Here is a 25,467-nt window from a genome sequence, read left to right as displayed (position 1 = left end):
CAACATTCCCACGTGATCACAAGGTGCATGCCAGGAAGCCCCCAGGGGGATCGACCACAGTGGATCACGGCTCGGGTTCCGAGAGTGATCATCACCTCCGGAACGACCCACCTGGCCACGACCGATCCGACGGCGCGCAGTCGCGCCAGGCCGCAGTCCCTGCTGTGCGGCCTGCAACCCGAGAGACCCGAATTCGTGCTCAACACCCTCCTGCCCGCATCTGCGCGCGCCGCCAAGCCGCTGCGTGGATTCCTCAACGTCCGCCGGCGCAGCCTCGCCGCGGCCACGATGGCGATGAGCGCCGGTCTCGTCGTCGTGCAGGACCTCCCCGCCCTCGCCGCGACCGCCGCACCTGTGCAGGAGACGGTGGTCGGGAGCCAGTCTCTCCACGTCTCGACGGAGGTGGTCGAGTCGGAGGAGAGCGCACCGCTCATCTCCGAGACCGCTGAATACGACATCACCCACTACACGCCGGTGCAGTACCCGGTCGACCCCGGCACGACCCTCACGAGCCACTTCGGGCACCGCAAGGCTCCGTGCGGCGGCTGCTCCACGAACCACTCGGGTGTCGACTGGACTCCCGGATACGGTGCGCCCGTCCACGCGATCGCGGACGGCGTCGTCATCTCGCGCCCGATGGGCGGCTGGGGCAGCTACGTGCTGATCGAGCACAACATCGACGGCGAGCGTGTCCTCAGCGGCTACGCGCACCTCGTCGCGGGCAGCAACCTCCCGGTCGGCACCACGGTCACGCGTGGGCAGGTCGTGGGGCTCGCGGGCAACACCGGCCAGACCTCCGGTGCGCACCTGCACTTCTCGATCCTCGTGAACGACGACTTCGTGGACCCGCTCGCCTGGCTGCAGAACAACGTCACCGAGGGCTTCCCGGGCTGAGCCGTTAGCCTTTCGAGGTGCACGACCACCTCATCCGTCCGCTGACCGCCGCCGACATCCCGCAGCTCGTCGTCATCAACGACGCCGCCTACCCCGCGGTGCCGATCACGCCCGAGGACGAGTTCGCCGAGCTCGCTGCGCTGTCGACGTTCTCGCTCGTCGCGGAGCGCGATGGCGAGCCGATCGGGTTCGTGCTCGCGATGGATCCGGGTCTCGCGTATGCGAGCGAGAACTACCGCTGGTTCAGTGAGCGCTCGGACGACTTCCTGTACGTGGATCGCATCGCGCTCGCCGACTCCGCGCGCGGATCGGGGCTCGGGCGCGAGCTCTACGAGCGCGTCTTCGACGCCGCGCGCGAGCGGGGAGCCTCCGAGGTGACGTGCGAGGTCAACATCGAGCCGCCGAACCCGGTGTCTCACGCGTTCCATGCCGCGATGGGGTTCTCCGAGGTGGGGCAGCAGTCCACGAAGGGCGGCGCGTTCGTCGTCTCCCTGAAGGCGGCGCCGGTGGCGGTGCGCGTTCCCTGACACGTGACGCGGACCGTGCGAGAACATACCCCTGGGGGGTATCATCGTCGCATGATCACCAGCACCTACCTCGTTGACGGGATGACCTGCTCGCACTGCGTGGCGAGCGTCACCGAAGAGCTCACGGCGGTACCGGGCGTCGACGCCGTGAACGTCGATCTCGTGAAGGGCGGATCCTCGCGCGTGCACGTGGAGAGCAGCGAACCCCTCGACCTCGACGCGGTGCGCGTCGCGATCGACGAGGCCGGCTACACGCTGTCGTCGGCATCATGACCGCCCTCGACGTCGAACTCGACGTCGAGGGGATGACCTGCGCATCGTGCGCCACGCGCATCGAGCGCAAGCTCAACAAGCTCCCCGGCGTCGAGGCGACCGTCAACTTCGCCACCGAGAAGGCGCGGGTGCGCGCCGACGGCGTCGAACTCGACGAGCTCATCGCCGCCGTCGAAGCCGCCGGATACGCGGCGAGCGTTCCCGCGCCGGTCGCCCCCGAAGCGGCCGGATCCCGCGCCGATGCGGCCCTCGACGCATGGCGCCAGCGGCTCATCGTCACCGCCGCGCTCGGGGTTCCCGTGGCGCTCCTCTCGATGATCCCCGCCCTGCAGTTCCCGAACTGGCAGTGGCTCGCGCTCACCCTGACGGCCCCGATCGTCGTCTGGGGTGCTTGGCCCTTCCACCGTGCCGCCGCCGTCAACCTGCGCCACGGCACAGCGACGATGGACACCCTCATCAGCGTGGGTGTGCTCGCGGCCTTCGGATGGTCGCTCTACGCCCTGTTCTTCGGCGAGGCGGGCATGCGCGGCATGACCATGAGCGTGCGCTGGTTCGGCACGCCGGAGGGTGGTGCAGATGAGCTCTACCTCGAGATCGCCGCGATCGTCACCGTCTTCATCCTCGCGGGTCGCTACCTCGAGCAGCGCGCCAAGCGCGCCTCCGGCGAGGCGCTGCGCGCCCTGCTCGAACTCGGCGCGAGCGACGCCACCGTGCTGCAGGGCGGTGTGGAGTCGCGCGTGAGCGTCGACCGACTGCAGGTGGGCGACACCGTGATCGTGCGACCGGGGGAGAAGATCCCCTCCGATGGCATCGTGTGCGACGGCGTGTCCGCCGTCGACGAGAGCATGCTCACGGGCGAGTCGGTTCCTGCCGATGTCGGCCCGGGCGATCGGGTCATCGGCGCGACGGTCAACGCGGGCGGCCGACTGCTCGTCGAGGTGACGCGCATCGGATCCGACACCGAGCTCGCCCGCATGGCGCGGCTCGTCGAGGAGGCGCAGACCGGCAAAGCCGAGGTGCAGCGCCTCGCCGATCGCGTCTCCGCTGTCTTCGTGCCCGTCGTGATCGCGCTCGCCCTCATCGCCTTCGCCGGGTGGATGATCGCGGGGGCGCCCATCGAGGTGGCCTTCACAGCAGCCGTGACGACGCTCATCATCGCCTGCCCGTGCGCTCTCGGCCTCGCGACGCCCACCGCGCTCCTCGTGGGGACGGGCCGCGGCGCGCAGCTCGGCATCCTCATCCGCGGACCCCAGGTGCTCGAGCAGACCCGCCGCATCGACACGATCGTGCTCGACAAGACGGGCACCATCACGAGCGGGGAGATGGCGGTGCAGGCCCACCGCACGGTGGGGGCGACGGATGCCGGCGAGCTTCTGCGGATCGCCGCCGCCGCCGAACACGGTTCCGAGCACCCGGTCGGTCGAGCGATTGCCGCCTGCGCCCCTGAGGTCCCGATGGCGGAGAGCTTCACGTCGCACCCCGGTGCGGGCGTGCAGGCGATCGTCGAGGGGCGACTCGTGCTCGCCGGCCGACGCTCGTGGCTGCGCGATCAGTGGGCGCTCGAGGTGCCCGCAGAGCTCGGTGCCTGGATCGACGCGTCTGAGTCGTCGGGCTCCACGGCCGTCGTCATCGCATGGGACGGCGAGGTGCGCGGAGCGGTGAGCGTCGCCGACACCGTGAAGCTGACGAGCGCGGAGGCCATCCGACGTCTGCGGGCGCTGGGGCTCACGCCCGTGCTCCTCACGGGCGACAACGGGGGTGCCGCGTCCGCGGTGGCGCAGGCCGTGGGGATCGACGAGGTGCGCGCCGAGGCGACCCCCGCCGACAAGCTCGCCGCCGTGCGCGAGCTGCAGAAGCAAGGGCGCGTCGTGGCGATGGTGGGCGACGGCGTCAACGACGCCGCAGCGCTCGCCGCCGCCGACCTCGGCATCGCGATGGGCACCGGAACGGATGCGGCGATGACGGCCGCCGATCTCACGATCGTGAGCGGCGACCTGCTCGTCGTCCCCGATGCCATCCGGCTCGCGCGGCGCACCCTCGGCACCATCAAGGGCAACCTGTTCTGGGCCTTCGCCTACAACGTCGCGGCGATCCCCGTGGCGATGATGGCGGTGCTGAACCCCATCCTCGCGGCCGCGGCGATGGCGCTCTCGTCGGTGTTCGTCGTCACCAACAGCCTGCGGCTGCGCGCCTTCCGGCCGCTGCCGCGCTGAGCCCGCTCCGGCGGCAGCTCACTCCTCGTGCGGGCGGTCGCCGGATTCGTCGTCGAGCAGATCCTGCAGCGCGCGGTCGACATCGTCGAGCTCCGGCTCTCCGCCCGTCATGCGCGCGATGAGCAGCGTCGGGTCGTCGATGTCGCGGTCGCTCGGCACGATATCCGGATGCGCCCAGAGCGAGTCGCGCGCATCCGCGCCCACCGCGTCCGTGACGGCCTGCCACATGGCGGCTGCCTCGCGCAGGCGCCGCGGGCGCAGCTCGAGACCCACGAGGCTCGCGAACGCCTTCTCGGCGGGACCGCCCGCGGCGCGGCGACGGCGCACCGTCTCGGCGATCGCGGCGGACTTCGGCAGTCGCGCCGTGGCCTGCGCGGTGACGACGTCGACCCAGCCCTCCACGAGCGCGAGCATCGTCTCGAGGCGCGCGAGCGCGGCAAGCTGCTCCTCCGTCTTCGGCGGGATGAGCTTGCCACTCGTCAGCGCGTCCTGAAGCGCCTCGGGGTTCTGCGGATCGAAGTCGGCGGCGAGCTCCTCGAGCGGCGTCGTGTCGATGCGGATGCCGCGGGCGTAGTCGGTGACCTGCGTGAGCAGATGCAGGCGCAGCCATTTCGCGTGGCGGAACAGGCGTGCGTGCGCGAGCTCGCGCACGGCGAGGTAGATCCGCACCTCATCGACGGGGATCTCGAGCTCGCGCGCGAACGCGTGCACGTTCTGCGGGACGAGTGCCGCCTGGCGCTGGTCGCCGTCGAGCAGCGGGATGCCGATGTCGCCGCCCGAGACGACCTCCTGTGCGAGCTGCCCGACCACCTGGCCGAGCTGCATCGCGAAGAGCGTTCCGCCCAGGTTGCGCATGAGTCGGCTGGCGTCGCCCATCATCCCCGCGAACTCCTCGGGGGCCTGCTCGGTGAGCACGTTCGTGAGAGCCGCCGAGATGGAGTCGGCCACCGGCTCTGCCAGCTGGGTCCAGACATCCATCGTGGTCTCGGCCCATCCCGCGCGGGTCAGAAGAGCCGGTTCGACGGTGAGCTCGGCGATGTCGGTCGCTTCGCTGAGCCACAGCGCCGCCAGATGCAGCGCCTGCTCGAGAGCCGCGACCTCCTCGGGCGTCGCCGGCACGGCCGAGCGTGCCGCGAGCGTCGACGCCTGGTCGAGTGCGAGCTGCCAGTCGATGCCGTCGCCGCTGGACTGCATGGCGTTCTGCAGCTGGCTCATGAGCTGCCGCACGAGCTCCGGGTCCGCGGGGAAGCCAGCCGCGTTCGCGAGCTGCGCGGGATCGATGTCGCCGCCTCCGGAGAGGAAGTCGCGGAGCATGTCGCGAAGCTCCTCGGCGGGGTCGTCGCCGTTGTCGTCGCGCGGGTCATCAGCCATGACTCAACGCTAGTCGCAGCCTCAGGATGCAGCAGGGATTCTGACTTAGGCTGGGGCCGTCTCGCCTGCGCCCGCAGCGAACACGTGAGGAAGAGCGTGACCGCAACCGACATCATCCCCGAGGGGTCCCGCGGGTCGCGCACTCAGCTGATCGTGCAGATCGTCGTGGTTCTCGTCGTGCTCGGAGTGCTCGTCTTCGGCGTCTCGCCTGCACCGTTCGTCGTCGAACGGCCGGGTCCGGTGTACAACACGCTCGGTGATACGACCGACGGCGACGAGACGGTGCCCATCATCGATGTCGAAGGTGCGCCCACCTACCCCACCACGGGCTCACTCGACCTGCTGACCGTCTACCTCGACGGATCCCGCGAGCGCCCGATCAGCTGGTTCGACGTCCTCGCCGCGAACCTCGACCCCACGAAGGCCGTGCTCGACATCGACGCCGTCTACCCCGACGGCCGCACCGCCGACGAGGCGAGCGAACAGAGTGCGATCGACATGGAGGCGTCTCAGTCGAATGCGGTCGCGGCCGCGCTCACACAGCTCGAGATCCCCTATGAGACGCGCGTGCTCGCCATGACGATCGCCGAAGACACCCCGGCGTCCGAGGTGCTGGAGCCCGGCGACGAGCTCGTCTCGGCCGAGGGCATGCCGATCGTCGAAGACAGCGATCTGCGCGCGGTCGTCCAGCAGGCGGGTGTCGGCACACCGCTCACCCTCGACATCGTGCGCGACGGCGAAGAGCTGAGCGTCGAGGTGACGCCCGTCGCGCGCTCCGCCAGCGACCCGAGCCCCATGATCGGCGTTCTGCCGGGCTATCGCTACGTGTTCCCGTTCGACGTCGAGGTCCGCCTGCAGAACGTCGGCGGGCCGAGCGCCGGCATGATGTTCGCCCTCGGCATCTACGACACCCTCACCCCGGGGGAGCTCACCGGGGGCGAGCGCATCGCGGGCACCGGCACCATCACGCCCGATGGCGAGGTGGGGCCCATCGGCGGCATCGTGCAGAAGATGTACGGTGCGCGCAGCGCGGGAGCCGACTGGTTCCTCGCTCCCGAGGCCAACTGCTCCGCGGTCGTCGGCAGCGTTCCCGACGGCCTCGCGGTGTTCGCCGTCGACACCCTCGATGAGGCCGTCGATGTCGTCGAGGCGATCGGTGCCGGGCAGGACCTCTCCGCGTTCGCTACGTGCGAAAGCTGACGACGCTCCCAGGCGGGGGATGAACGGCCCCCCTAGGATGAGGGGGAGCCGCCGGGGCTTGTTCTGACCCCGCTGACCCGCCAGGAGCGCCCACGTGACATCCGCCGCAAGCAGCACCATCGATCCGCGCGCCCGGGGACGCAGCACGTTCGCGATCGTCATCGCGATCCTCGTCGCCCTCGTCGTGCTGTTCCTGGTGTTCGCCAACCTGTACACCAACGTCCTCTGGTACGACCAACTCGGCTTCCTGCCGGTGCTCACCACCCAGTGGTGGGCGATGGCCGCCATGTTCGGCATCGGGTTCGCGGCGACCTTCGCGGTCGTCGGCCTCAGCATCTTCCTCGCGTTCCGCTCGCGGCCGCTGTACCAGAAGCTCAACTCGGAGCTCGACCGCTACCAGCAGGTCATCGAGCCGCTGCGTCGCATCGCGATGATCGGCATCCCCGTGCTGCTCGGTCTCTTCGTGGGCGTCTCGACCGCCGCGCGCTGGCCGGTCGCACTGCAGTACCTCAACCGCACCGAGTTCGGCACGGTCGACCCGCAGTTCGGCTTCGACGTCTCGTTCTTCATCTACGAGCTCCCGTTCTTCCGCGGCCTCGTCGGATACGCGTCCGCGATCGTGCTCATCGCGGGCATCGCGGCCGTCGCGACCCACTACCTGTACGGCGGCATCCGTGTGAACGGCCGTGAGGTGCGCGTCACGCGCGCCGCGCGCATCCAGCTCGCCGTCACCGCGGGCATCTACCTGCTGCTGCAGGGTGTCAGCCTCTGGCTCGACCAGTACGCGACCCTTACGACCAACACGGGCCTCGTCACCGGAGCGCTCTACACCGACGTCAACGCCGGCATCCCCGGCCGTGCCATCCTCGCCGGCATCGCCGCGTTCGTGGCTGTGCTGTTCCTCGTGACCGCGGTGATCGGCCGTTGGCGCCTGCCGATCATCGGTACCGGTCTGCTGCTTGTCGCGAGCCTCGTCGTGGGCACCGTGTACCCGGCCATCGTGCAGCGCCTGACGGTCGACCCGAACGCGCGCACTGCCGAGGCCGAGTACATCCAGCGCAACATCGACGCCACCCGCACGGCCTACGGCCTCGACGACATCGAGGTCGTGTCGTACGACGCCGAGACGACGGCCTCTCAGGGCGCGCTCCGTGAGGACGCCGAGACGACCGCCAACATCCGCATCCTCGACCCCGCGCTCGTGAGCGACACGTTCGCGCAGCTCGAGCGCGTCAAGCAGTACTACCAGTTCGCCGATCACCTCGACGTCGACCGCTACACGATCGACGGCAAGTCCCAGGACACCGTGATCGCGGTGCGCGAGCTCGACCAGAGCACGCAGACCGGCAGCTGGTACAACAGCGCGCTCGTCTACACGCACGGCTTCGGCGTGGTCGCCGCGTACGGCAACAAGCGCACGGTCGACGGCCAACCCGAGTTCCTGCAGGCGGGTATCCCGTCCGTGGGTGCGCTCGGCGACTTCGAGCCGCGCATCTACTTCGGTGAGAACTCGCCCCTGTACTCGATCGTCGGCGCCCCCGAGGACGCGGCCCCCGTCGAGCTCGACTACCCGAGCGGCGGCGAAGACAGCGAGTCGAACGCCAAGACGACCTTCCGGGGCGACGGCGGACCGAAGCTCGACAACATCGTCAAGAAGCTCGCGTACGCGATCAAGTTCCAGACGGCTGACATGCTCCTCTCGGAGGCCGTCACCGACGAGTCGCAGATCCTCTACGACCGCGACCCGCTCACCCGCGTCAAGAACGTCGCTCCGTACCTGACGCTCGACTCCGACACCTACCCGGCAGTCGTCGACGGCAAGGTGCTGTGGATCGTCGACGGCTACACCGTGAGCGCCGACTACCCGTACTCGAGCATCCAGCAGCTGTCGTCGACCATCGCCGACACCTACACGCCTGCACCGGCGTTCCCGCTCGACGACGTCAACTACATCCGCAACTCGGTGAAGGCGACCGTCGACGCGTACACGGGTGAAGTCACCCTCTACGCGTGGGATGAGGAGGACCCGATCCTCGCCACGTGGCAGAAGGTGTTCCCGTCGACGCTGCTTCCTGCATCCGAGATGAGCGACGAGCTGATGTCGCACGTGCGCTACCCGGCCGACCTCTTCAAGGTGCAGCGCTCGGTTCTGCAGACCTACCACGTGACCGACGCCGGATCGCTCTACTCGGGAGACAACGCGTGGGCGACGCCGGATGACCCGACTCAGTCGGGCGCCGTCAAGCAGCCCCCGTACTACCTCACGATGCAGGTTCCCGGATGGGAGTCGCCCGCGTTCTCGATCTACTCGACGTTCATCCCCGCGAAGAACGCGAAGAGCCAGAGCGTGCTCACGGGCTACCTCGCGGCGAACTCCGACCCGGGCGAGAACTACGGCAAGCTGACCCTGCTCACCCTGCCCACGCAGGACACCGTGCCGGGCCCCGGTCAGGTGCAGAACTCGTTCAACACCGAGGCAGAGGTCGCCAACCAGATCGCGCTCCTCGAGCGCGGTGCCACGACCGTCACGCGCGGCAACCTGCTGACGCTCCCCGTCGGCGGCGGTCTGCTCTACGTGCAGCCCGTGTACGTGCGCTCGACGGGTGAGACCAGCTACCCGCTCCTGCGCAAGGTGCTCGTGGCGTTCGGTGACAAGGTCGCGTTCGAAGACACCCTCACCGAGGCGCTCGACGTGCTGTTCGAAGGTGACTCGGGTGCCGAGGCCGGCGACACGGATGCCGAGACCATCCCGGGTGCGGATCCGGGCGTCGAACCTGGAACGGATCCGGGAACCGATCCCGGCACCGATCCGGGCACTGCTGAGCCGGGCACCGGTGGCTCGACGGACACCGATGCTGCAGTGAAGGCTGCGCTCGACGAATGGAAGAAGGCGTTCGACGACCGCCAGGCGGCGTACGCCGCCGGAGACCTGGTCGCCGCGGCTGAAGCCGACAAGCGCATGCAGACGGCGATCGAGAAGGCACTCGCCGCAGCTGGCTGACGATGACGGACGAGCCATCCCGGCAGGTCGACCTCCGCGAGGGGGAGTGGCTGGAGCGCAATCGCGCGCTGGGATGAGCTCGTTCCCATCCACGTGGGCAGCAAGATGTACGACCGGGCATCGACGTCCGAGGCCAGCGAGCTTCGCCGTCGTGTGCATCACATGGGGCACGATCGGCCGGCTCCCGGGCTCCCGGTGCTGCGCTACCGCTGGTTCGGTGGGCAGCCCGATGTGCTCGTCGAGGCGGGTGACTATGCGGATGCCGGGTCGAGGTGCGGAACTCGACCACCGGGGCGTGGACGCATCCGATTGCGGAGGTCGTGACGGCGCTGATCGATGCGGCATGCGGATCGACTATGCCATCGCAGCGACCCTCTACTGACCTGTCTGTGTAGTCCGATTTGGGGGTAGCGACAGGGCCTTTGGTCCCGGCTTTCCGCGGAACGCCGCAGGTAGTATTGCGATGACACGTCATATTTTCGTGACTGTCAATGCATCCAGGGGGGCTACATGTCGATGCAGGGGGCGGTGCCGCCGACCACCGATGGATGGGCCAGCGTCACCGGAGCGATCAACTCGATGCGGTCGTTCGAGCAGCCCATGGCACTCGCAGTGACCTCACCCGACTTCGGGACGCTGTGGATCGACTTCCCACGCTCGCGGTTCTACATCGACCGACCGCTCGACGCCCTGCCGCTCTCGCCGCGCACCGTTGCGCTCTACTCGCAGCAGATCGACCCCGACCAGGAGCTCTTCCCGTGGGTCGAATGGTCGCCCATCGACCCGCTGCTCTGGAAGATCAGCCGTGCGGCTTTCGGCGGCAGCCCTGCATTCTGGCTCCGCGCCGGGGATCGCTATCGCCTCACACGCTGGCCCAATCTCACCCAGCTCACGCACTCCGGCAGCGAGATCCGCATCCTCGCGGCACTCGGCAGCGGTCAGGCACTGACCGTCGCTGAGACGGCGGCGCTCGCAGACGCCGACCAGTCCGAAGTTCAGGCGGTCATCAACGCGCTCGCTCTCGCCGGAGGCGTTGAGGCGAGCCAGGGCTCGGTCGTCCCTCCGCCCATCGTGGAGGACGCGACACGTCGCGCCCGCCAGGTGGGACGTGAGCGCCGTGGGCTTTTCGGGCGCCTGCGCTCGCGCCTGGGGGTCGTCGCGCATGGCTGAGCACGTCATCCTCGTTGCTGGCCCCATGGGGGCAGGCAAGACCACCGCCATCTCGGCGGTGAGCGACATCCCGATCGTCACAACCGAGGCGCGCAACACCGAACGCGACGTGGTCGACAAGGAGACCACGACGGTCGCCCTCGACTACGGCGAGATCGAACTCGCGCCCCGCGAGAAGCTCCGGCTGTACGGCATCCCCGGGCAGCGACGGTTCGCCTTCATGTGGAAGATCCTCGCCCAGCGTGCTGTCGGACTGCTCGTGCTCGTGCGCGGTGACGCGCCCGACCCGCTCGGCGACCTCGACTCCTTCCTCACCGACTTCGCCGAGATCGGACGCCGAGGCGCCGTGGTCGTCGGCATCACCCGCAGTGACCTCGCATCCGGGCCGTCGCTCGAGGACTACCGCCGCCTGCTTGCGGCACGGTTCCCCGAACTCCCTGCGCCGGTGTTCACGGTCGACGCCCGCCGGCGTAGTGACCTCACGACGATGCTCTCGGTGCTCGCAGCCGGCATCGACGCACGAGCCCTGATCTACGGAAAGGAAACGGCATGACCTTCGCCGACGAGAGGTTCGCCCCTGAGATCGTCACCATCGGCACCGCCGCGCTCGAACGGATCCGTCAGAGCGCAGGATCGCTCGCCCTCGCCCTGCTGCTCTCGGATGACGGCTTCGAGGTGACCCGCACGCCTGCCGGCGGCGAGAGCGACGGACGCTTCGCGAGCATCTCGAGCTCGGTGCAGGCGCTCGGCGAGGCCGTCGTCGCCGAACTCAGCGCCGGGCACGGCGAGGCCGTCATCGTGCAGGCGACCCAGGGGTTCGTAGTGCAGATGCGCGTTTCCGATCAGCCGTACGTCGTCGCCGCGCACTTCCGCATGGGTGACAACCTCGGCACGGCGCTCTCACTCGTGCGTCTCGCCACACAGGAGATCGGCGACGCTCTCGCGGCCCTCGCGCGGCAACCCTCCGCGGCGGTCGCCGCCCGATACAGTGCTCCTATCGTCCCGGAGGCACCCGTCCTCCAGACGACTCAGTCGCTTTACCCGTAACCACCCGCCCGCGCGCCCGAATCGCCGAACCCGGTTTCCCCGGCGAACTCAGGCGACGGTTCGCACATCGAAGAAAGAGCCCGTACATGAGCGCACTCGAAGACCACTGCCGCACCGTTCTCAACTCCGTCGACGACGGTCTCGGCTTCGCTGTCGTCGACCTGGAGTCGGGCCTCCTGCTCGCCGCCACTCACAACGTCCCGTACTTCACGCAGAGCTACCTGGACGCCGTCGCGGCAGCCGCCGTCGACATGTTCCGCGGCCGCACGGTGAGCGCCGTCGAGACGCTCATCGCGCAGCAGCGCGGAGTGCCGCCTCGCCGCCTCACGCGCGAGATCCAGATGACCACCGAGCACACGTACCACTTCATGCTCGTGCTGCCCAACAAGCCGAACGCGCTCGTCGTGCTCATCACCGGACGCCGTGCCAACCTCGGCCTCGGCTGGTCGGCCGTTCGCATGGCGGCTCCCCAGATCGAGCCGCTCGTACCGTGAGAACAGCGGGGTGAGACAGCCGCGCCGACCCGACGACACTGTGAGAGTCGTCGCGGCTGTCGACCCCACGCGCGTGCTCGATCGCGCGCTCATCGTCGAGGCGCTCCAGCACCCGCAGACCACCGCTCGCTCGTCAGACTTCCCCGGGCGCAGCTCCACGACCGTCTGGGCATCGGCGCGCGTCGTCGTCAAGGGACGCGTCGAGTTCGAACTCGCCTCGACGGATGTCGACCGCTGGGTCGCCGCCCGCATCGATCGAGAGCGCGCGCTCGGCTGCTACGCGCCCGATCGCACGTGGTTCGTGATCGAGGGTGGGGAGCGCAGCCGTCTGGGTGTCGCGACGAGCCGTCTGAAGCCGCTTCATCTGTGGAGCGATACCGAGATCATCGACCGCTGGCGCGACTTCTGCGCCGACTTCACGCGCATCTACCTGGATGCCGCGCTGCAGGGCTGGCGCCTCGACGAGGGGCTGTCGAACTTCGCGTGGGTCGACGACGGCCCTCTGCGCTACCTCGACGATGATCTCTATCCCTGGGATGACGGCATCGGCCTCGCCGTCGCGCTCGACGTGCTCGGCAGGCGCATCCCCTCTCTCACTCCGCTGCATGGCGAGGCGCTCGGAACCGAGCTCCGCGAGCAGATGCGCCGGCGACCCCAGCTCGTCGCAGGGCGCGACCTCGCCGACTCGCTGCGTCGGGGCAGCGGCAACGGTCTGAGCCTCGGCGTGGCCGCAGCGCTCACGCGGCATGTTCCGACCCCCACGCGGCCGCTGATCTCTTCGTCACCGCAACCGGCTGAGGGTGCTCCCGAGGCTGTCTCGTTCGAGGCCGGGGAACCACGCGGTCTCGCTCAGTCATCCGCACCTGCGCAGGCAGCAGCAGTCGGCCCCGTGCTCCTCATCGCCGATGTCCACGCCAATCTCGACGCCCTCGAGGCGGTTCTCGACACCGATGACGCGCGCACGGCCTCACGGATCGTCGTGCTCGGGGACTCCGTCGGATATGGGCCCGATCCCGCGGAGGTGGTGCACCGACTCGCGGGCGACCCTCGGGTGGTCGGCATCCTCGGCAATCATGACTTCGCCGCGATCGCCGACACCCCGGCGACGTTCAACCCGGACGCGCGCTGGTCGGCTGACTGGACGCGGGGGCGGCTCGACGCGGCGGCACGCGCGTGGCTCGAGTCGCTGCCGCGTGAGCTGCACGACGCCGACGGCTGGCTCGCGCTGCACGGCGCGCCCATCGACCCTGAGCGCTTCAATGCCTACGTGTATCGGATGACCGCCGACGACAACCTCGCAGCCCTCGAGCTCGACGGCATCCGGGTGTGCCTCCACGGCAACACCCACATCGCGGGCGCCTGGGTGCGGCGGCTGCGCGGGGCACCCGGCGAGTTCCACGACCCGCGGACGATCCTCGATCTCCGGCGCCAGCACGCTGCGCTCGTGTGTCCCGGTGGCCTCGGGCAGCCACGCGACGGCATGCCGGGCGCCGCGTACGCCGTGCTCGATGTCGAGGCGTCGACGGTGCGCTTCGAGCGCGTGGCCTACGACCACCGTGCCGTGCAGGAGCGCATGCGCCGCGAGGGGTTCCCGCACAAGCTCATCGAGCGCCTCGACCGCGCTGGTTAGGACCCCTCCGAAACCGTGTTAGGCTGGTATTACCGACGCGGGGTGGAGCAGTTCGGTAGCTCGCTGGGCTCATAACCCAGAGGTCGCAGGTTCAAATCCTGTCCCCGCAACCACACGAAGAAGGCCGTCCGAGAGGGCGGCCTTCTTCATTTCCGGCATCATCTTCCTTCGGAGAGACATGATCACGCCAGACGCCCTCGACTTCCTGTCCGAGTATCACCTCGCGACCCTCTCGACGATCGGGCGCGACGGACGCATCCATGCCGTTCCCGTCGGCATCACCTATCGCGACGGCATCGTGCGCGTCATCGGCACGCGAGGCTCGCAGAAGTTCGTGAACGCCGCGCGCTCCGGGCGTGCGAGCGTCAGCACCGTCGATGGGATGCGCTGGCTGAGCTTCGAAGGCCCCGCGCGGATCCTCGAGGATGCCGAGTCGGTCGCGTTCGCCGTCGAGCTGTACACGGCCCGCTACCGCGCACCGCGGCCCAACCCCGAACGCGTCGTACTCGAGCTGACGGTCGAGCGGGTCCTCGGGTCCCCGCAGTTCCGCACCGCCTGACGCGATCGGCTCTGGGCGCCGTGTGCGCTCGGGGGCTGTGATCCGCGGCGTCACCGAGTGGCACGTCGCCGTCGGCGACATCGACGGGATCCTCTGGACTCCTCCCTGCGTGTCGACGCACGAACCGCATCAGGCTGAGGCGCGTCCGTGCGGCCGAGCGTAGGGTGGCGGGTATGAACACCGAGCACGCCCCCTACGCCGTCGCTGTGGCGCAGTTCGCGCCGAGCGATGACACCTCCGCCAACCTGGAGCAGATGTCGCGCCTCGCCGTCGACGCGGTGTCCCGCGGTGCGATGCTCGTGGTCTTCCCCGAGTACTCGTCCTACTTCACCCCCACGATGGGGCCGGACTGGGTCGAGAATGCGCAGACGCTGCACGGTCCGTTCGTGCGCGGTCTCGCCGAGATCGCCTCCGAGCTCGGCGTGCACATCGTCGCGGGCATGCTCGAGCTGGTGCCGGGGGAGACCGAGCGCGCCGCCAACACGGTCGTCGTGCTCGACCCCGACGGCGAGCTGATCGCGCGCTACCGCAAGGTGCATCTGTACGACGCGTTCGGGTCGCGCGAATCCGACTGGATCGTCCCCGGCACGATCCAGGAGCCGCAGACGTTCCACGCGGGCGGCTTCACCATCGGCATCCAGACCTGCTACGACGTGCGCTTCCCCGAGGTGACGCGCCAGCTCGTCGACGCGGGTGTCGATCTGGTGCTCGTGCCGGCGGAGTGGGTACGGGGCCCGTTGAAGGAATCCGCCTGGCGCACGCTGCTCACCGCGCGCGCGATCGAGAACACCGTCTTCGTAGCGGCTGCCGACCACGCGCCGCCCGTGGGCGTGGGCAACAGCATGGTCGTCGATCCGATGGGCGTCGAGCTCGTCACCCTCGGCGAGACCACGGATGTCGCGGTCGCCTGGGTCGACGCGAAGCGCGTCGCCGATGTGCGACACATCAACCCCGCACTGAAGCTCCGTCGCTTCCGCGTCGAGCCCTGCTGATCGGGGCCTGCTGATCGCAGCGTGCGCGTCAGGTCGCGCTCAGGAGAGCGATCCCGCGCGAATGACCCGCGCCGCGTAGCGGTAGGCGATCTCCTTGCCGGGAGCGGTGTCTTCCGGGTCCGCGTCGACTGCGCGCTCCAGCAGGGTGCGGAGCCCGGCGGAGATGTCGGAGAGACGCTGTTCGGAGGAGGTCATCGACACCCCGGCTCCGATCGCCTGGAGGACAGCGGAGACGCTCGAGGCGTCGATGTCGGCACGCGCCATGCCAGCCGTCTGCAGGTCGGGAAGCAGCGCAGGACTGATCGACAGGTCGGGCACGGCCCCGACGCCATCGAGCGTGCGCATCGTGCGCGCGAGCGCCTGCGGGTCGGCGAAGTAGAGGGCGCGCGCGAGAGGCGTCTCGTAGATGGCGCTGAGCGCGTATCCGTAGATTCGTGAGGGCAGACCGCCGCGTGGGTCGCGCTCCACATTGTCGACGACGACGTGCGCGAGGGAGGCGGTCATCCGTGCGAGCACGCTCCCGAGCAGCTGCTCGAACACCGGGTAGGTGGCGCGGATCGACTCACGGGCGACACCCAGGCGCTCGGAGAGGGTGCCGTACCCGAGAGCGTCCAGGCCGTCGCCGATGACGATCGCCTCTGCCGCGTCCAGGATGCGGGGAGCCAGTGGGGTGGTGGAGTCCATGGTTCCGTTCCGGTAATTGGTGTACCGCCCCAGGCTAGGCGTACAGGCGACGCCGTACCTTGCCCTGTTCGGGGGACGCCCTCAGGAGCCGTTGCGAAGCGCTCCGAGACGGTCGGCGGCCTCCGTGAGCACCTCGACGCGCTTGCAGAACGCGAACCGCACCAGAGATCTGTACGGCATACGGCGATCCGGGTGCACGAATGCGGTGAGGGGGATGCCGACCACACCGGCGAGTTCCGGAAGCCGACGGCAGAAGGCACCCGCATCGTCAACACCGAGCGGTGCGGCATCGGCGACGACGAAGTACGAGCCCTGCGGGACGCTGACGGTGAACCCGGCATCGCGGAGCCCGGCCGAGAGGATGTCGCGCTTCATCTGCAGCGTCGCGGCGGCGTCTGTGAAGTAGGTGTCGGGAAGGTCGAGTCCCACGGCGATCGCGGGCTGGAACGGGCCGCCGTTGACGTAGGTGAGGAACTGCTTGACGGCGAGAATCGCATCCCGCAGCTCGCGCGCGGCAGTGATCCATCCGATCTTCCAGCCGGTGGTCGAGAACGTCTTGCCCGCACTCGAGATCGACACGACGCGTCCGTGCGCACCGGGCCGCGTCGCCGCGGGGACGTGCGTCACGCCATCGAAGACCAGGTGCTCGTACACCTCGTCGGTGACGACGATCGCGTCGTGGCGGTGCGCGAGCTCGATCGCGAGGTCGAGGAACGACGGGTCGAGCACCGAGCCTGTCGGGTTGTGCGGCGAGTTGAGGAGGATGACGGCCGTGCGGTCGTTCACAGCCGCGCGCAGGGCGTCGGGGTCGGGCTGGAAGTCGGGCGCCGTGAGAGGGACAGCCACGTGGCGCCCACCTGCGAGCGCGATGGCAGCGACGTAGGAGTCGTATGCGGGCTCGAGGGTCACGACCTCGTCGCCCGCGTCCACGAAGGCGAGAAGGGTCGCGGTGAGCGCCTCGGTGGCACCCGCCGTCACGAGAACCTCGGTGTCGGGGTCGACCTCGAGGCCGCGGAAGCGCTTCTGATGACGCGCGATAGCGTCGCGCAGAACCGGCATGCCGAGCCCAGGCGGGTACTGGTTGAGACCGGATGCGATGGCCTCTCGAGCCGCCTCGAGAACCTCGGCGGGGCCGTCCTCGTCGGGGAACCCCTGGCCGAGGTTGAGGGCGCCTGTGGCAGCAGCGAGAGCTGACATCTCGGCGAAGATCGTGGGGCGTGCGGAGCCGTCAGGGTCGACGAGCAGGGCACCTCGCGCGACGCGCATCCAGGGTCGTTCAGTCACTCGTCCCACGCTATCCGACGCCGCTTGGGGTCGGCCAAGTAGGCTCCCAGGGGCGCCTTACGGTTCGTTCAGCTTTCGGTTGGACGATTGCGGTGCTTGGAAAGGAGCACCGATGTCCGAGACACCGACGAACCCCACCTCCGAACCCGTCGAGTCGGCTGATTCCGCTTCCGACGCGGCGCTGCCGACCGAGTCGACTGGCGAGCCGACTGCGGCGACTCCGGTCGAGGGTGCGCCTCCCGCGACTCCGGCATCCGCGCCGCCCGTCGCGCCCACGCCGCCTGCTGCCACGACGCCGCCTGCGGCGTCGACCACGCACTCTGCGCCCGTTCCGCCTGCGGCGTCGCCGACGCCTGTGGCTTCGACGCCACCCACTGCGCAGCCCGCGTCCACGCCCACTGCGTCGACTCCGCCGGCAGCCACGACCCCGCCGCCCTATCAGCCGACCGCAGCCCCGACGGCCAGCCATCCCACCGGCCAGCCCTCGCCGACGTTCGGGGGACCTTCCGCGGCCAAGATCGAGCAGACGACCGAAACGACAGAGCGCAAGCAGCGATGGCTCTCCGCGCCTCTCGTCGCGACCGCGCTCGTCGCGGCTCTCATCGGCGGAGGGGCCGGAGCCGGTGTCGCCGCATGGGCGATCAGCGCGCAGAACGGCGGCCAGTCGGGAACGACCACGTCCGACCCCCAGACCATCACCATCAAGAATCCTGACGAGGCAGAGCTCGTCACGGCCGTCGCCGCAAAGGCCGCACCGTCGGTCGTCACGATCAACGTGAGCGCGAACGACAGCGGCGGGTCCGGATCCGGAGTCATCCTGAGCAAGGACGGCTACATCCTCACCAACAACCACGTCGTCACGCTCGACGGCGCGTCGAGCACTCCCCAGATCCAGGTCACGACCTTCGACGGACGCATCTTCAGCGCCGAGGTCGTCGGACTCGACCCGACGGTGGACCTCGCCGTGCTCAAGGTCGCGGACCCCGAAGGGCTCTCCCCGATCGAGTGGGCCGACTCCGACGAGCTCAGCGTGGGTGACCGCGTCATCGCCATCGGCGCGCCTCTGGGGCTTGCCAATACGGTCACCGACGGCATCGTGAGTGCTCTCGATCGCAGCATCCAGGTGGCGTCGTCGGCCGTCCCTGAGGAGCAGGGCGACGCCCCGGAGGACGACAACAGCGGGCCCGGCCCGTTCGACTTCTGGAACTTCGACGGAGGTGGCGAGAACCAGCAGGCGCAGCCGAGCGCGTCGATCTCCATCCCCGTCATCCAGACCGACGCCGCGATCAACCCCGGCAACTCGGGCGGTGCGCTCGTCGATGATGAGGGCCGCCTGGTCGGCATCAACGTCGCGATCGCATCGACCGGAGGATTCAACTCGGGTCAGAGCGGATCGATCGGCGTGGGCTTCGCGATCCCGTCGTCGCTCGCGAAGCGCGTCGCTGAGGAGCTCATCGACGAGGGCGAAGCCTCGCACGGCCTGCTTGGAGCGAGCGTCACCACGGCCACCTCCGAGGACTCGGACGTCGTCGGAGCGGTCATCCAGGAGATCACCGGCGATGGTGCCGCCGAGGCCGCAGGGCTGCGCGCAGGCGACGTCGTGACCGAGTTCGCGGGCAAGCCCATTACGAGCTCCGTGGATCTCACGGCGCAGGTGCGCGCCCTCCCCGCGGGCGAATCGACCGAACTCGTGTTCGTGCGCGACGGCAAGCGCTCCACCGTCGAGGTGACTCTCGGCGCACTTCCGTGATCCGCTGAACTCCGAAACGGGGCGGCCGCGCATGCGCGTGCCGCCCCGTTCTCATCCTGCGTGTCTCGCGTCGCCGCGGTTGTGCACGCCGCCGTTGCTAGGCTCGATCGAACCGCCGCTGACGCGGAGACCGGAGGATGTATGGCCGACGCCCCCCACGAGCTCTCGGGGGTCTCATACGTGATGCCCGTGCTCAATGAGGTCGGATACATCGCGGATGCCGTGCGCTCGGTTCTCGACCAGCGCTACGACGGCCCGGTCGAGGTGATTCTCGCTCTCGGCCCCTCGACCGACGGAACGAGCCAGGTCGTCGACGGCCTCGTCGCAGACGATCCGCGCATCCGCGTCGTGCAGAACCCCGGCATGGACATCCCGATCGGCCTCAACCTGGCGATCGCCGCCGCGCAGTACCCGGTGATCGTGCGAGTGGACGCCCACACCGAGCTCGCCCCTGACTACACGGCACGCGGCGTGGAGGTGCTGCGGCGCACGGGCGCCGCGAGCGTCGGGGGAGTCATGCTCGCCGATGGACGCTCCGGCGTGCAGATCGCGATCGCACGCGCTTACAACAGTCGCTTCGGACTCGGAGGCGGCACGTACCACCTCGTGGACGCGAGCGCGGGCCCCGCCGAATCCGCCTACCTCGGCATCATGGATGCCGGGGTGCTGCGCGAGGTCGGCGGCTACGACGAGACGGTCCGTCGCGGCGAGGACTGGGAGCTGAACTTCCGGCTGCGCGAGCGCGGGCATCTCGTGTGGTTCGACCCGTCGCTGCACGTGCGGTACTGGCCGCGTTCCACGTGGGGTGCGCTCTCACGACAGTTCTGGGCGACCGGCATCTGGCGAGGCGAGCTCGTGAGGCGTCTCGGCCTGCGCAACTCCGCGCGCTACTTCGCGCCCCCGCTCTTCGTCATCGGGCTGGCGCTGTGCGTGCTGCTCGCGCCCTTCCTGCTCACGGGACTCATCGCAGGCCCCGTCGCGTGGCTTCTGTCTCTGGTGTACCTCGGCCCGCTCGCCTATGTGGGTCTGCTGGTGCTCGCCGCCATCCGGTCCCACGGCTCGCTCTCGGACCGGCTGCGCTTCATGTACGCGATCTTCGTGATGCACGTGAGCTGGGGCGCGGGATTCCTGGTCGGGGTGACACGCGGCGGCGGCAACGCCGTCGACACCTCGCGCACCGAATCCTGACGCAGCGCAGGGTTCGCCGATCAGATCCAGTCGAGGTCGATCATGCGTCTCACGACGCGCTCGCCTGCGCGGCCGTCGTCGAGCGGCGTGAAGCGCTCGCGCCATCGCGCCATCTGGCGACGGTAGCGCTCATGCCAGAGTTCGATGTCGACGATCGCATCGAGCAGCTCATCGCGCGTGCGGGCGATCGGTCCGGGCGCTTCGGCGAGCAGGTCGAAATAGAAGCCGCGCAGGTCGGAGCTGTAGTGAGCGAGGTCGGGCGTGAAGAACACGATCGGTCGACCCGTCGCTGCGAAGTCGAACATCACCGATGAGTAGTCGGTGACGAGCACGTCCGAGACCTCGAGCAGGTCGGTGACGTTGGGGTAGCTCGTGACGTCGATCAGGCGGTGACCTTCGACGTCGCGCCCGTAGCGGAGGGTGCGCGAGTGGCCGCGCACGAGCAGCACGTGGTCGGCGGGAAGCTCCGCGGCGAACCGGGTGAGGTCGAGATAGTCGACCATCTCGGTGCGGTCGTCCCGCCAGGTGGGCGCGTACAGCACGACGCGGGAGCCGGCCGGGATGCCGACGGCGTCGCGGATGGCGTCTGCATCGACGTGGGTGACGAGCCGGTCGTTGCGGGGGTATCCCTCGTCCCACGTGGGTCGGTCGAATGCGTAGGCGCGGGCGAAGATCCGCGCACTGTACGTGTTCTGGGTGAGGAGCGCGTCCCAGCGAGCGCTCTCGCGCTTCACCGCGAGCCGCGTCCGCAGACCCACACGCGGGCGGTCCAGTGCGAGCCGCTTGAGCATCGTGCCGTGCCAGGTCTGCAGGACGTGCTGGTGCGGCTGACGGCGGAACCGCTTGCGCAGCCAGTCGTTCACGATGAGCACACGTGCGCTGCCGCGCACGCGCCACCATTCACGGCTGCCCTCGATGAGCCGCACATCTCCGTCGGGGATCGCGACAGAGCCGTCGATGACGCTCCAGTAGCGCGTGATCCCGGGTCTCATCTTCCGCAGCATCCGCGCGATCCCCGCCGGGTTGCACGAGGCCGACTGTCCGTAGAAGCTCTCGAGGAACACGGCATCTTCAGCCGTGTGATCCGCGCGTCGGTACTCGAGCTCGAGTCGGCGCTGGGCTGCCGCTCCGCGTTCGTCGTCGGCGAGCGGGGGCGAGACCACGAGCACGAGGCCGCCTGCTTCGTCGACGAGCTGCGCATGGAACAGCGGATGCTCGAACCTCGATGGCAACGCCGTGTCCACGTGCACCCGGGTCGTGGGAACAGTGCCGTCGATCGTCAGACGGTAGTGGCCCGAGGGGAGTGCGAGACTGCTCGACCCCCACCGGTCGACGAGCAGCGGGAGGCGCACACTCAGGCTTCCGCCGACGTCCACGGACGCATCGACACGGGCGCGGGAGCCCTCGAGTCGCAGAGCCGCCACATCGCGAGGCGGGTCGGCGATCGTCACGCGCAGCGCCGGCCCGCCCGCGGCCTCTTCGAACGCGGCCTCGACGACACGAGCGCGCGGCAGTCGGCCATCCGGGACGTGCGCATCGAGCGTCGGCTGCCGGGTGCGCGCGAGGATCTCGTGCAGCACGCGCTCGGCCGCGCGTCCGTCGAGCCGATCGAAGTGCTCTTCGCGCAGCCACGTGGAGTGACGTGTGAGTCGCAGACCCAGATCGGAGTCCGTGCCCGCCTCATCGAGCTGCTCGAGAACGTGCGCCCACGTCGAGACCGCGCGGTCGTCGCTGAAGATGCGGTAGTTCTCGTAGAGCCCGCGGCGGCGGGCGTACAGCTCCACATCGGTGGCGAAGAACACGATGGGGCCGTCGGTGAGCGCGTAGTCGTAGGCGATCGACGAGTAGTCGGTGACGAGAGCGTCGACGCCGGGAAGCACGGGCGTGACATCCGCGATCTCGCGCGAGCTCAGTATGCGGATGCGCGACGACGTCGCAGGGCCGCGCTGGTAGTCCCCGAGCCCGAGCGGATGAGCGCGCACGAGCAGCACGGCGTCGCGCGCCTCCAGCCACGCGGCGATGAGCTTCCAGTCGCCCTGCGTGGGAATGCCGGGGTCGACCCCGCCGTCGCGCCAGGTGGGCGCGTACAGCACGACGCGCGTCGAGGAGTCGATGGGGCCGACGGTCTCGTCGAGCTGCGCGCGGGCGCGTTCGCGCGCCTCGGCGGGCGAGATGGCGCAGAGTGCATCGTCGCGGATGTCGCCGACGGCCACGATCCGCTCGCGCGGAACCCCGAATGCGGTCGCGATGCGGGGCGCGACGAGCTCGGATGCGACGGGGAAGAGGTCGATGCCGCGGCCCGCGACGCTGTACGCACGGCGCAGGAGCGCGCGCACGTAGCGGTTGTCGGGGATGCCGCTGATCTTGAGAGTCGCGGGGGAGTCCAGGTGCAGCTTCTTCAGCGGGATGCCGTGCCACAGCTGCACCACGAACCCTCCGCGGGTGGCGTAGCGGTTGACGTCGCCGAACCCGTGCGTCACGACGAGCACGCGGGAGCGCAGAGTGAGCCAGAAGCCGCGGAACCCGTGCTTCATGACGGCGTCGAGTCCGAGCTGCCGGGCATGTGCGAGCTCGGCATCGCTCGACGCGAGCCAGACGAGGCGGATGTCGCCATCGAGCCGTTCACGGGCGAGGCGGTAGAGCGGCAGGGCGCCCTCGCCCGGGCCGATCCCGGATCCGAACGCCCACAGGCGGCGGCTGCGCGGCACGACGAGGGAGACGAGCGCGCCGAGCGCATAGAGCGGCAGCCTCAGCAGTTTGCGGGCGTTGCCGGATCCGAAGGTGAAGGTGGCCGGCACGTTCCCGATTCTGTCATGCACGGCATGCCGGGCACGAGGCGCAGTTGGGGGACTACGCGCTGAGCACGAAGTGGCGCCCCGAGACCTGCGTGGGCTCGATGCGCACCCAGATGGTCTTCTCGGTGGCGATCTGGGTCTGCAGACCTGCGCGCTCGGCCACGGCGATCTCGTGCGCGTCGGTGATCATGCGGGCACGGCCCTTGAGCACGACGCTCCACGCGTATCCGGGCGCCCGCTCGTCGATCTCGAAGGCGACGTCGCTGTTGACGGTGAGTTCGAGCAGCTTCGAGCCGGGCGCGGTGCGGATGAGCAGGGTGCGGTTGTCGCTCACGTAGTTGATCGGCGTGATGTCCATGACGCCGAGGGCGTTGGTGGCGAGGCGGCCGAATCGCTCGCGTTCGAGGAGAGCCCAGCACTGGTCGTCGGTGAGGCGCGTCACGGGGTTGGTGGTCACCTCACCATCCAACCGGATGCGGAGGCTCGGATGGTGTGACGAAAGTCCCGCGTCACCCACCGGTTCCATAACGATGCCCGCGCACGCGCCGGGGCCGCGCAGCTCGGCTGGTGTAATGGAAGAGGCGCCGAGAGCGCCCGAGGAAGGACGAACGATGGGGCTGACCAGCGACATCAAAGCCGCGCGGAAGGTTCTGCGCAACGCGCTGCGCTCACGCACAACGCGCCGTGCCCTCGCGGAGCGCATCGAGGCAGAGGGCACCGGCGAGAAGCCGGGCGTGCACATCGCGGTCTACTTCGCCGACGCGCGCGTGAATCTCTACCAGATCCGCCAGTGGTACGCGCCGCTCGCGGAGCTCGCGAAGACGCATCCCGTCGCGATCATCACCCGCAGCCCGGGCGCCACGCTCGTTCTCAAGGACGAGTCGCCGGTTCCCGTCGTCTACTGCCGCAAGGTCACCGACCTGGAGGCGTTCGTGGGTCGACAGGACCTCCGGATGGTGCTGTACGTGAACCAGAACATGAAGAACTTCCAGATGTTCCGGTATGGGCGCATGTGGCACGTGTTCATCAACCACGGCGAGTCCGACAAGATGTACATGACCTCGAACCAGTTCAAGGCGTACGACTACGCGTTCGTCGCCGGTCAGGCTGCCAAGGATCGCCTCTCGAAGAAGCTGTGGGCCTACAACGTCGCCACCAAGGCGCTCGCCATCGGGCGTCCGCAGGCGGACCACTTCGCAGGCGAAGTTCCGTACCCCGACGACGATCGCACGGTGGTGCTCTACGCCCCCACGTGGGAGGGCGACCGCCCGGCGGCCGCATACGGCTCGATCGCCACCCACGGTGTCGCGCTCACCGAAGCCATCCTCGCGTCGCCCGATCACCGGCTCGTCTACCGACCGCACCCTCGCTCCGGAGTGATCGATCGCGAGTACCGCGCGGCGAACCAGCGCATCATCGCGGCGATCGCCGCCGCGAACGCGGCTGACCCGACCGCGCACCACGTCTTCGACGACGGTCCGCAGCTCGGCTGGCAGCTCGCCGCGGCCGATGTGGCGATCACCGACATCTCGGCGATGGTCTACGACCGTCTCGCCGTGGGCAAGCCCATCCTCGTCACCCGTCCGGCGTCACCTGATGCCGAGGTCGACGAGGGAGGCTACCTCGGGGCCGCGGAGTGGCTCACGGCCGATCAGGCGGCGGACGTCCTCACGGAGGTCGACCGCGCCCTCAACGACCCGAAGGCCCGCGAGACGCTCGCGTACTGGGCCAACCACCACTTCGGCGACACCACGCCCGGGGCGGCGACCGCGCGCTTCCACGCAGCCGTCGAGACGCTCATCGCCGAATGGGAGCGCCAGGCGCGCGTGCACAGCGACGACCCCCTCACCTCCGAATCGGATCCGCTCGACGACGATGAGGACGACGAGGGCTTCCCCTCAGCCGACGACTAGCCGAGCGCGGACGCGAGCAGTTCGGCGATCCGCTTCTCGACCGCCGGAGTCAGCTTGGTGATCGCGAAGGTCGTCGCCCACATGTCGCCGTCGTCGAGGGCCGCGCTGTCGTCGAACCCGAGAGTCGAGTAGCGGGTCGTGAACTTCGCAGCCGACTGGAAGAAGCACAGCACCTTGCCGTCGCGGTAGTACGCGGGCATGCCGTACCAGGTCTTCGGCGCGAGCTGCGGCGCGTTCTCGGTCACGATCCGGTGCACCGCCTCTGCGATCGCCCGATCGTCGTCCGGCATCTCGGCGATCTTCTCGAGCACGGCGGCGGCATCGGCGGCTGCCTTCTCAGCCTTCGAGCCCCGACGGCTGCGCTGCGCCTTGCGTTCGGCCGCGCTCTCGCGCATCGCCGCCTTCTCCTCTTCGGTCCAGACCTCCGAACCGCGATCTGTCGTGCCAGCCATGTGATCCTCCGTTCCCGTGGGATGAGCGTA

General features: G+C 69.3%; 22 protein-coding genes and 1 tRNA gene. 17 read left to right on the top strand and 6 right to left on the bottom strand.

Annotated elements, in window-relative coordinates:
* Positions 1–195 precede the first annotated feature (195 nt).
* Genes HCR12_RS09020 through HCR12_RS09005 form a run of 4 tightly spaced genes read left to right on the top strand, consistent with a single transcriptional unit; the run spans position 196 to position 3,907 of the window.
* The gene (locus tag HCR12_RS09020) at positions 196–894 is read left to right on the top strand and encodes a M23 family metallopeptidase (protein WP_166865572.1); all 699 of its coding nucleotides are present in this window, start codon (positions 196–198) and stop codon (positions 892–894) included.
* A gap of 17 nt (positions 895–911) precedes the next feature.
* Positions 912–1,421, top strand: a complete 510-nt coding sequence (locus HCR12_RS09015) for a GNAT family N-acetyltransferase (protein WP_166865569.1) — start codon at positions 912–914, stop codon at positions 1,419–1,421.
* Between the two features lie 51 nt (positions 1,422–1,472).
* Positions 1,473–1,694, top strand: coding sequence for a heavy-metal-associated domain-containing protein (locus HCR12_RS09010; RefSeq protein ID WP_166865566.1), 222 nt, complete (start codon positions 1,473–1,475; stop codon positions 1,692–1,694).
* Positions 1,691–3,907: a heavy metal translocating P-type ATPase gene (locus tag HCR12_RS09005; protein WP_166865563.1), complete on the top strand. Its 2,217-nt coding sequence runs from the start codon at positions 1,691–1,693 to the stop codon at positions 3,905–3,907. The genes HCR12_RS09010 and HCR12_RS09005 overlap by 4 nt, the downstream gene beginning before the upstream one ends.
* 18 nt (positions 3,908–3,925) lie before the next feature.
* On the opposite strand, the gene HCR12_RS09000 is transcribed toward HCR12_RS09005, so the two are convergent.
* Positions 3,926–5,278 (bottom strand): zinc-dependent metalloprotease, encoded by a 1,353-nt coding sequence (locus tag HCR12_RS09000; protein ID WP_166865560.1) that lies wholly within the window; start codon positions 5,276–5,278, stop codon positions 3,926–3,928.
* A 96-nt stretch (positions 5,279–5,374) separates the two neighbouring features.
* On the opposite strand from HCR12_RS09000, the gene HCR12_RS08995 reads away from it, so the two are divergent.
* The 10 genes from HCR12_RS08995 (at position 5,375) to HCR12_RS08950 (ending at position 15,371) form a co-directional block, all read left to right on the top strand.
* Positions 5,375–6,478 carry a YlbL family protein gene (locus tag HCR12_RS08995; protein WP_224763383.1) on the top strand — a complete coding sequence of 368 codons (1,104 nt, stop codon included), beginning with the start codon at positions 5,375–5,377 and terminating at the stop codon, positions 6,476–6,478.
* 94 nt (positions 6,479–6,572) lie between these two features.
* Positions 6,573–9,479: a UPF0182 family membrane protein gene (locus HCR12_RS08990; RefSeq protein WP_224763380.1), complete on the top strand. Its 2,907-nt coding sequence runs from the start codon at positions 6,573–6,575 to the stop codon at positions 9,477–9,479.
* A 510-nt stretch (positions 9,480–9,989) separates the two neighbouring features.
* A complete protein-coding gene (locus HCR12_RS08985; protein ID WP_166865557.1) occupies positions 9,990–10,649 on the top strand; it encodes a hypothetical protein in 660 nt (219 codons plus the stop codon).
* Complete coding sequence (locus HCR12_RS08980) at positions 10,642–11,202, top strand: GTP-binding protein (RefSeq protein ID WP_166865554.1); 561 nt, start codon at positions 10,642–10,644, stop codon at positions 11,200–11,202. The genes HCR12_RS08985 and HCR12_RS08980 overlap by 8 nt, the downstream gene beginning before the upstream one ends.
* Positions 11,199–11,696, top strand: coding sequence for a roadblock/LC7 domain-containing protein (locus HCR12_RS08975; RefSeq protein ID WP_166865551.1), 498 nt, complete (start codon positions 11,199–11,201; stop codon positions 11,694–11,696). The genes HCR12_RS08980 and HCR12_RS08975 overlap by 4 nt, the downstream gene beginning before the upstream one ends.
* An 86-nt stretch (positions 11,697–11,782) precedes the next feature.
* A complete protein-coding gene (locus tag HCR12_RS08970; RefSeq protein WP_166865548.1) occupies positions 11,783–12,190 on the top strand; it encodes a roadblock/LC7 domain-containing protein in 408 nt (135 codons plus the stop codon).
* Between the two features lie 10 nt (positions 12,191–12,200).
* Positions 12,201–13,820, top strand: coding sequence for a metallophosphoesterase family protein (locus HCR12_RS08965; RefSeq protein WP_166865545.1), 1,620 nt, complete (start codon positions 12,201–12,203; stop codon positions 13,818–13,820).
* 36 nt (positions 13,821–13,856) lie between these two features.
* Positions 13,857–13,933, top strand: a tRNA-Met gene (locus tag HCR12_RS08960).
* Between the two features lie 65 nt (positions 13,934–13,998).
* Complete coding sequence (locus HCR12_RS08955) at positions 13,999–14,379, top strand: PPOX class F420-dependent oxidoreductase (RefSeq protein WP_166865542.1); 381 nt, start codon at positions 13,999–14,001, stop codon at positions 14,377–14,379.
* A 173-nt stretch (positions 14,380–14,552) separates the two neighbouring features.
* Positions 14,553–15,371, top strand: a complete 819-nt coding sequence (locus HCR12_RS08950; protein WP_166865538.1) for a carbon-nitrogen hydrolase family protein — start codon at positions 14,553–14,555, stop codon at positions 15,369–15,371.
* 39 nt (positions 15,372–15,410) lie between these two features.
* On the opposite strand, the gene HCR12_RS08945 is transcribed toward HCR12_RS08950, so the two are convergent.
* Together HCR12_RS08945 and HCR12_RS08940 are read right to left on the bottom strand one after the other, a co-directional pair.
* Entirely contained in the window at positions 15,411–16,055 is a 645-nt protein-coding gene (locus HCR12_RS08945; RefSeq protein WP_166865534.1) for a hypothetical protein, read from the bottom strand.
* A gap of 81 nt (positions 16,056–16,136) precedes the next feature.
* Positions 16,137–17,321, bottom strand: coding sequence for an aminotransferase class I/II-fold pyridoxal phosphate-dependent enzyme (locus HCR12_RS08940; RefSeq protein ID WP_166867305.1), 1,185 nt, complete (start codon positions 17,319–17,321; stop codon positions 16,137–16,139).
* A gap of 130 nt (positions 17,322–17,451) precedes the next feature.
* On the opposite strand from HCR12_RS08940, the gene HCR12_RS08935 reads away from it, so the two are divergent.
* Both HCR12_RS08935 and HCR12_RS08930 read left to right on the top strand, forming a co-directional pair.
* Positions 17,452–19,089, top strand: coding sequence for a S1C family serine protease (locus HCR12_RS08935; protein ID WP_166865530.1), 1,638 nt, complete (start codon positions 17,452–17,454; stop codon positions 19,087–19,089).
* Between the two features lie 141 nt (positions 19,090–19,230).
* Positions 19,231–20,277, top strand: coding sequence for a glycosyltransferase family 2 protein (locus tag HCR12_RS08930; protein WP_166865526.1), 1,047 nt, complete (start codon positions 19,231–19,233; stop codon positions 20,275–20,277).
* A 20-nt stretch (positions 20,278–20,297) separates the two neighbouring features.
* On the opposite strand, the gene HCR12_RS08925 is transcribed toward HCR12_RS08930, so the two are convergent.
* Complete coding sequence (locus HCR12_RS08925; RefSeq protein WP_166865523.1) at positions 20,298–23,075, bottom strand: CDP-glycerol glycerophosphotransferase family protein; 2,778 nt, start codon at positions 23,073–23,075, stop codon at positions 20,298–20,300.
* A 52-nt stretch (positions 23,076–23,127) separates the two neighbouring features.
* Positions 23,128–23,529: a pyridoxamine 5'-phosphate oxidase family protein gene (locus tag HCR12_RS08920; protein WP_224763378.1), complete on the bottom strand. Its 402-nt coding sequence runs from the start codon at positions 23,527–23,529 to the stop codon at positions 23,128–23,130.
* A 154-nt stretch (positions 23,530–23,683) separates the two neighbouring features.
* Between HCR12_RS08920 and HCR12_RS08915 the strand changes: the two genes are divergently transcribed.
* Positions 23,684–24,985, top strand: coding sequence for a CDP-glycerol glycerophosphotransferase family protein (locus tag HCR12_RS08915; protein WP_166865517.1), 1,302 nt, complete (start codon positions 23,684–23,686; stop codon positions 24,983–24,985).
* Here HCR12_RS08915 and HCR12_RS08910 read toward each other — a convergent pair.
* A complete protein-coding gene (locus HCR12_RS08910; RefSeq protein ID WP_166865514.1) occupies positions 24,982–25,437 on the bottom strand; it encodes an iron chaperone in 456 nt (151 codons plus the stop codon). The two genes, HCR12_RS08915 and HCR12_RS08910, sit on opposite strands and share 4 nt — an antisense overlap.
* Between the last annotated feature and the right edge of the window lie 30 nt (positions 25,438–25,467).

This window comes from Salinibacterium sp. ZJ70 (assembly GCF_011751865.2).
In the GTDB taxonomy this organism is placed as follows: Bacteria; Actinomycetota; Actinomycetes; order Actinomycetales; family Microbacteriaceae; genus Homoserinibacter.
Note: the sequence above shows the minus strand (reverse complement) of the source record. Positions and strands in the feature narration are given on the sequence as shown.

Coding starts and splice junctions, on each gene's coding strand:
- HCR12_RS08950 (WP_166865538.1), top strand. CDS start 14,553: ATGAACACCGAGCACGCCCCCTACGCCGTCGCTGTGGCGCAGTTCGCG.
- HCR12_RS09005 (WP_166865563.1), top strand. CDS start 1,691: ATGACCGCCCTCGACGTCGAACTCGACGTCGAGGGGATGACCTGCGCA.
- HCR12_RS08910 (WP_166865514.1), bottom strand. CDS start 25,437: ATGGCTGGCACGACAGATCGCGGTTCGGAGGTCTGGACCGAAGAGGAG.
- HCR12_RS08955 (WP_166865542.1), top strand. CDS start 13,999: ATGATCACGCCAGACGCCCTCGACTTCCTGTCCGAGTATCACCTCGCG.
- HCR12_RS08970 (WP_166865548.1), top strand. CDS start 11,783: ATGAGCGCACTCGAAGACCACTGCCGCACCGTTCTCAACTCCGTCGAC.
- HCR12_RS09010 (WP_166865566.1), top strand. CDS start 1,473: ATGATCACCAGCACCTACCTCGTTGACGGGATGACCTGCTCGCACTGC.
- HCR12_RS09000 (WP_166865560.1), bottom strand. CDS start 5,278: ATGGCTGATGACCCGCGCGACGACAACGGCGACGACCCCGCCGAGGAG.
- HCR12_RS08985 (WP_166865557.1), top strand. CDS start 9,990: ATGTCGATGCAGGGGGCGGTGCCGCCGACCACCGATGGATGGGCCAGC.
- HCR12_RS08915 (WP_166865517.1), top strand. CDS start 23,684: ATGGGGCTGACCAGCGACATCAAAGCCGCGCGGAAGGTTCTGCGCAAC.
- HCR12_RS08975 (WP_166865551.1), top strand. CDS start 11,199: ATGACCTTCGCCGACGAGAGGTTCGCCCCTGAGATCGTCACCATCGGC.
- HCR12_RS08940 (WP_166867305.1), bottom strand. CDS start 17,321: ATGCGCGTCGCGCGAGGTGCCCTGCTCGTCGACCCTGACGGCTCCGCA.
- HCR12_RS08945 (WP_166865534.1), bottom strand. CDS start 16,055: ATGGACTCCACCACCCCACTGGCTCCCCGCATCCTGGACGCGGCAGAG.
- HCR12_RS08935 (WP_166865530.1), top strand. CDS start 17,452: ATGTCCGAGACACCGACGAACCCCACCTCCGAACCCGTCGAGTCGGCT.
- HCR12_RS08980 (WP_166865554.1), top strand. CDS start 10,642: ATGGCTGAGCACGTCATCCTCGTTGCTGGCCCCATGGGGGCAGGCAAG.
- HCR12_RS08930 (WP_166865526.1), top strand. CDS start 19,231: ATGGCCGACGCCCCCCACGAGCTCTCGGGGGTCTCATACGTGATGCCC.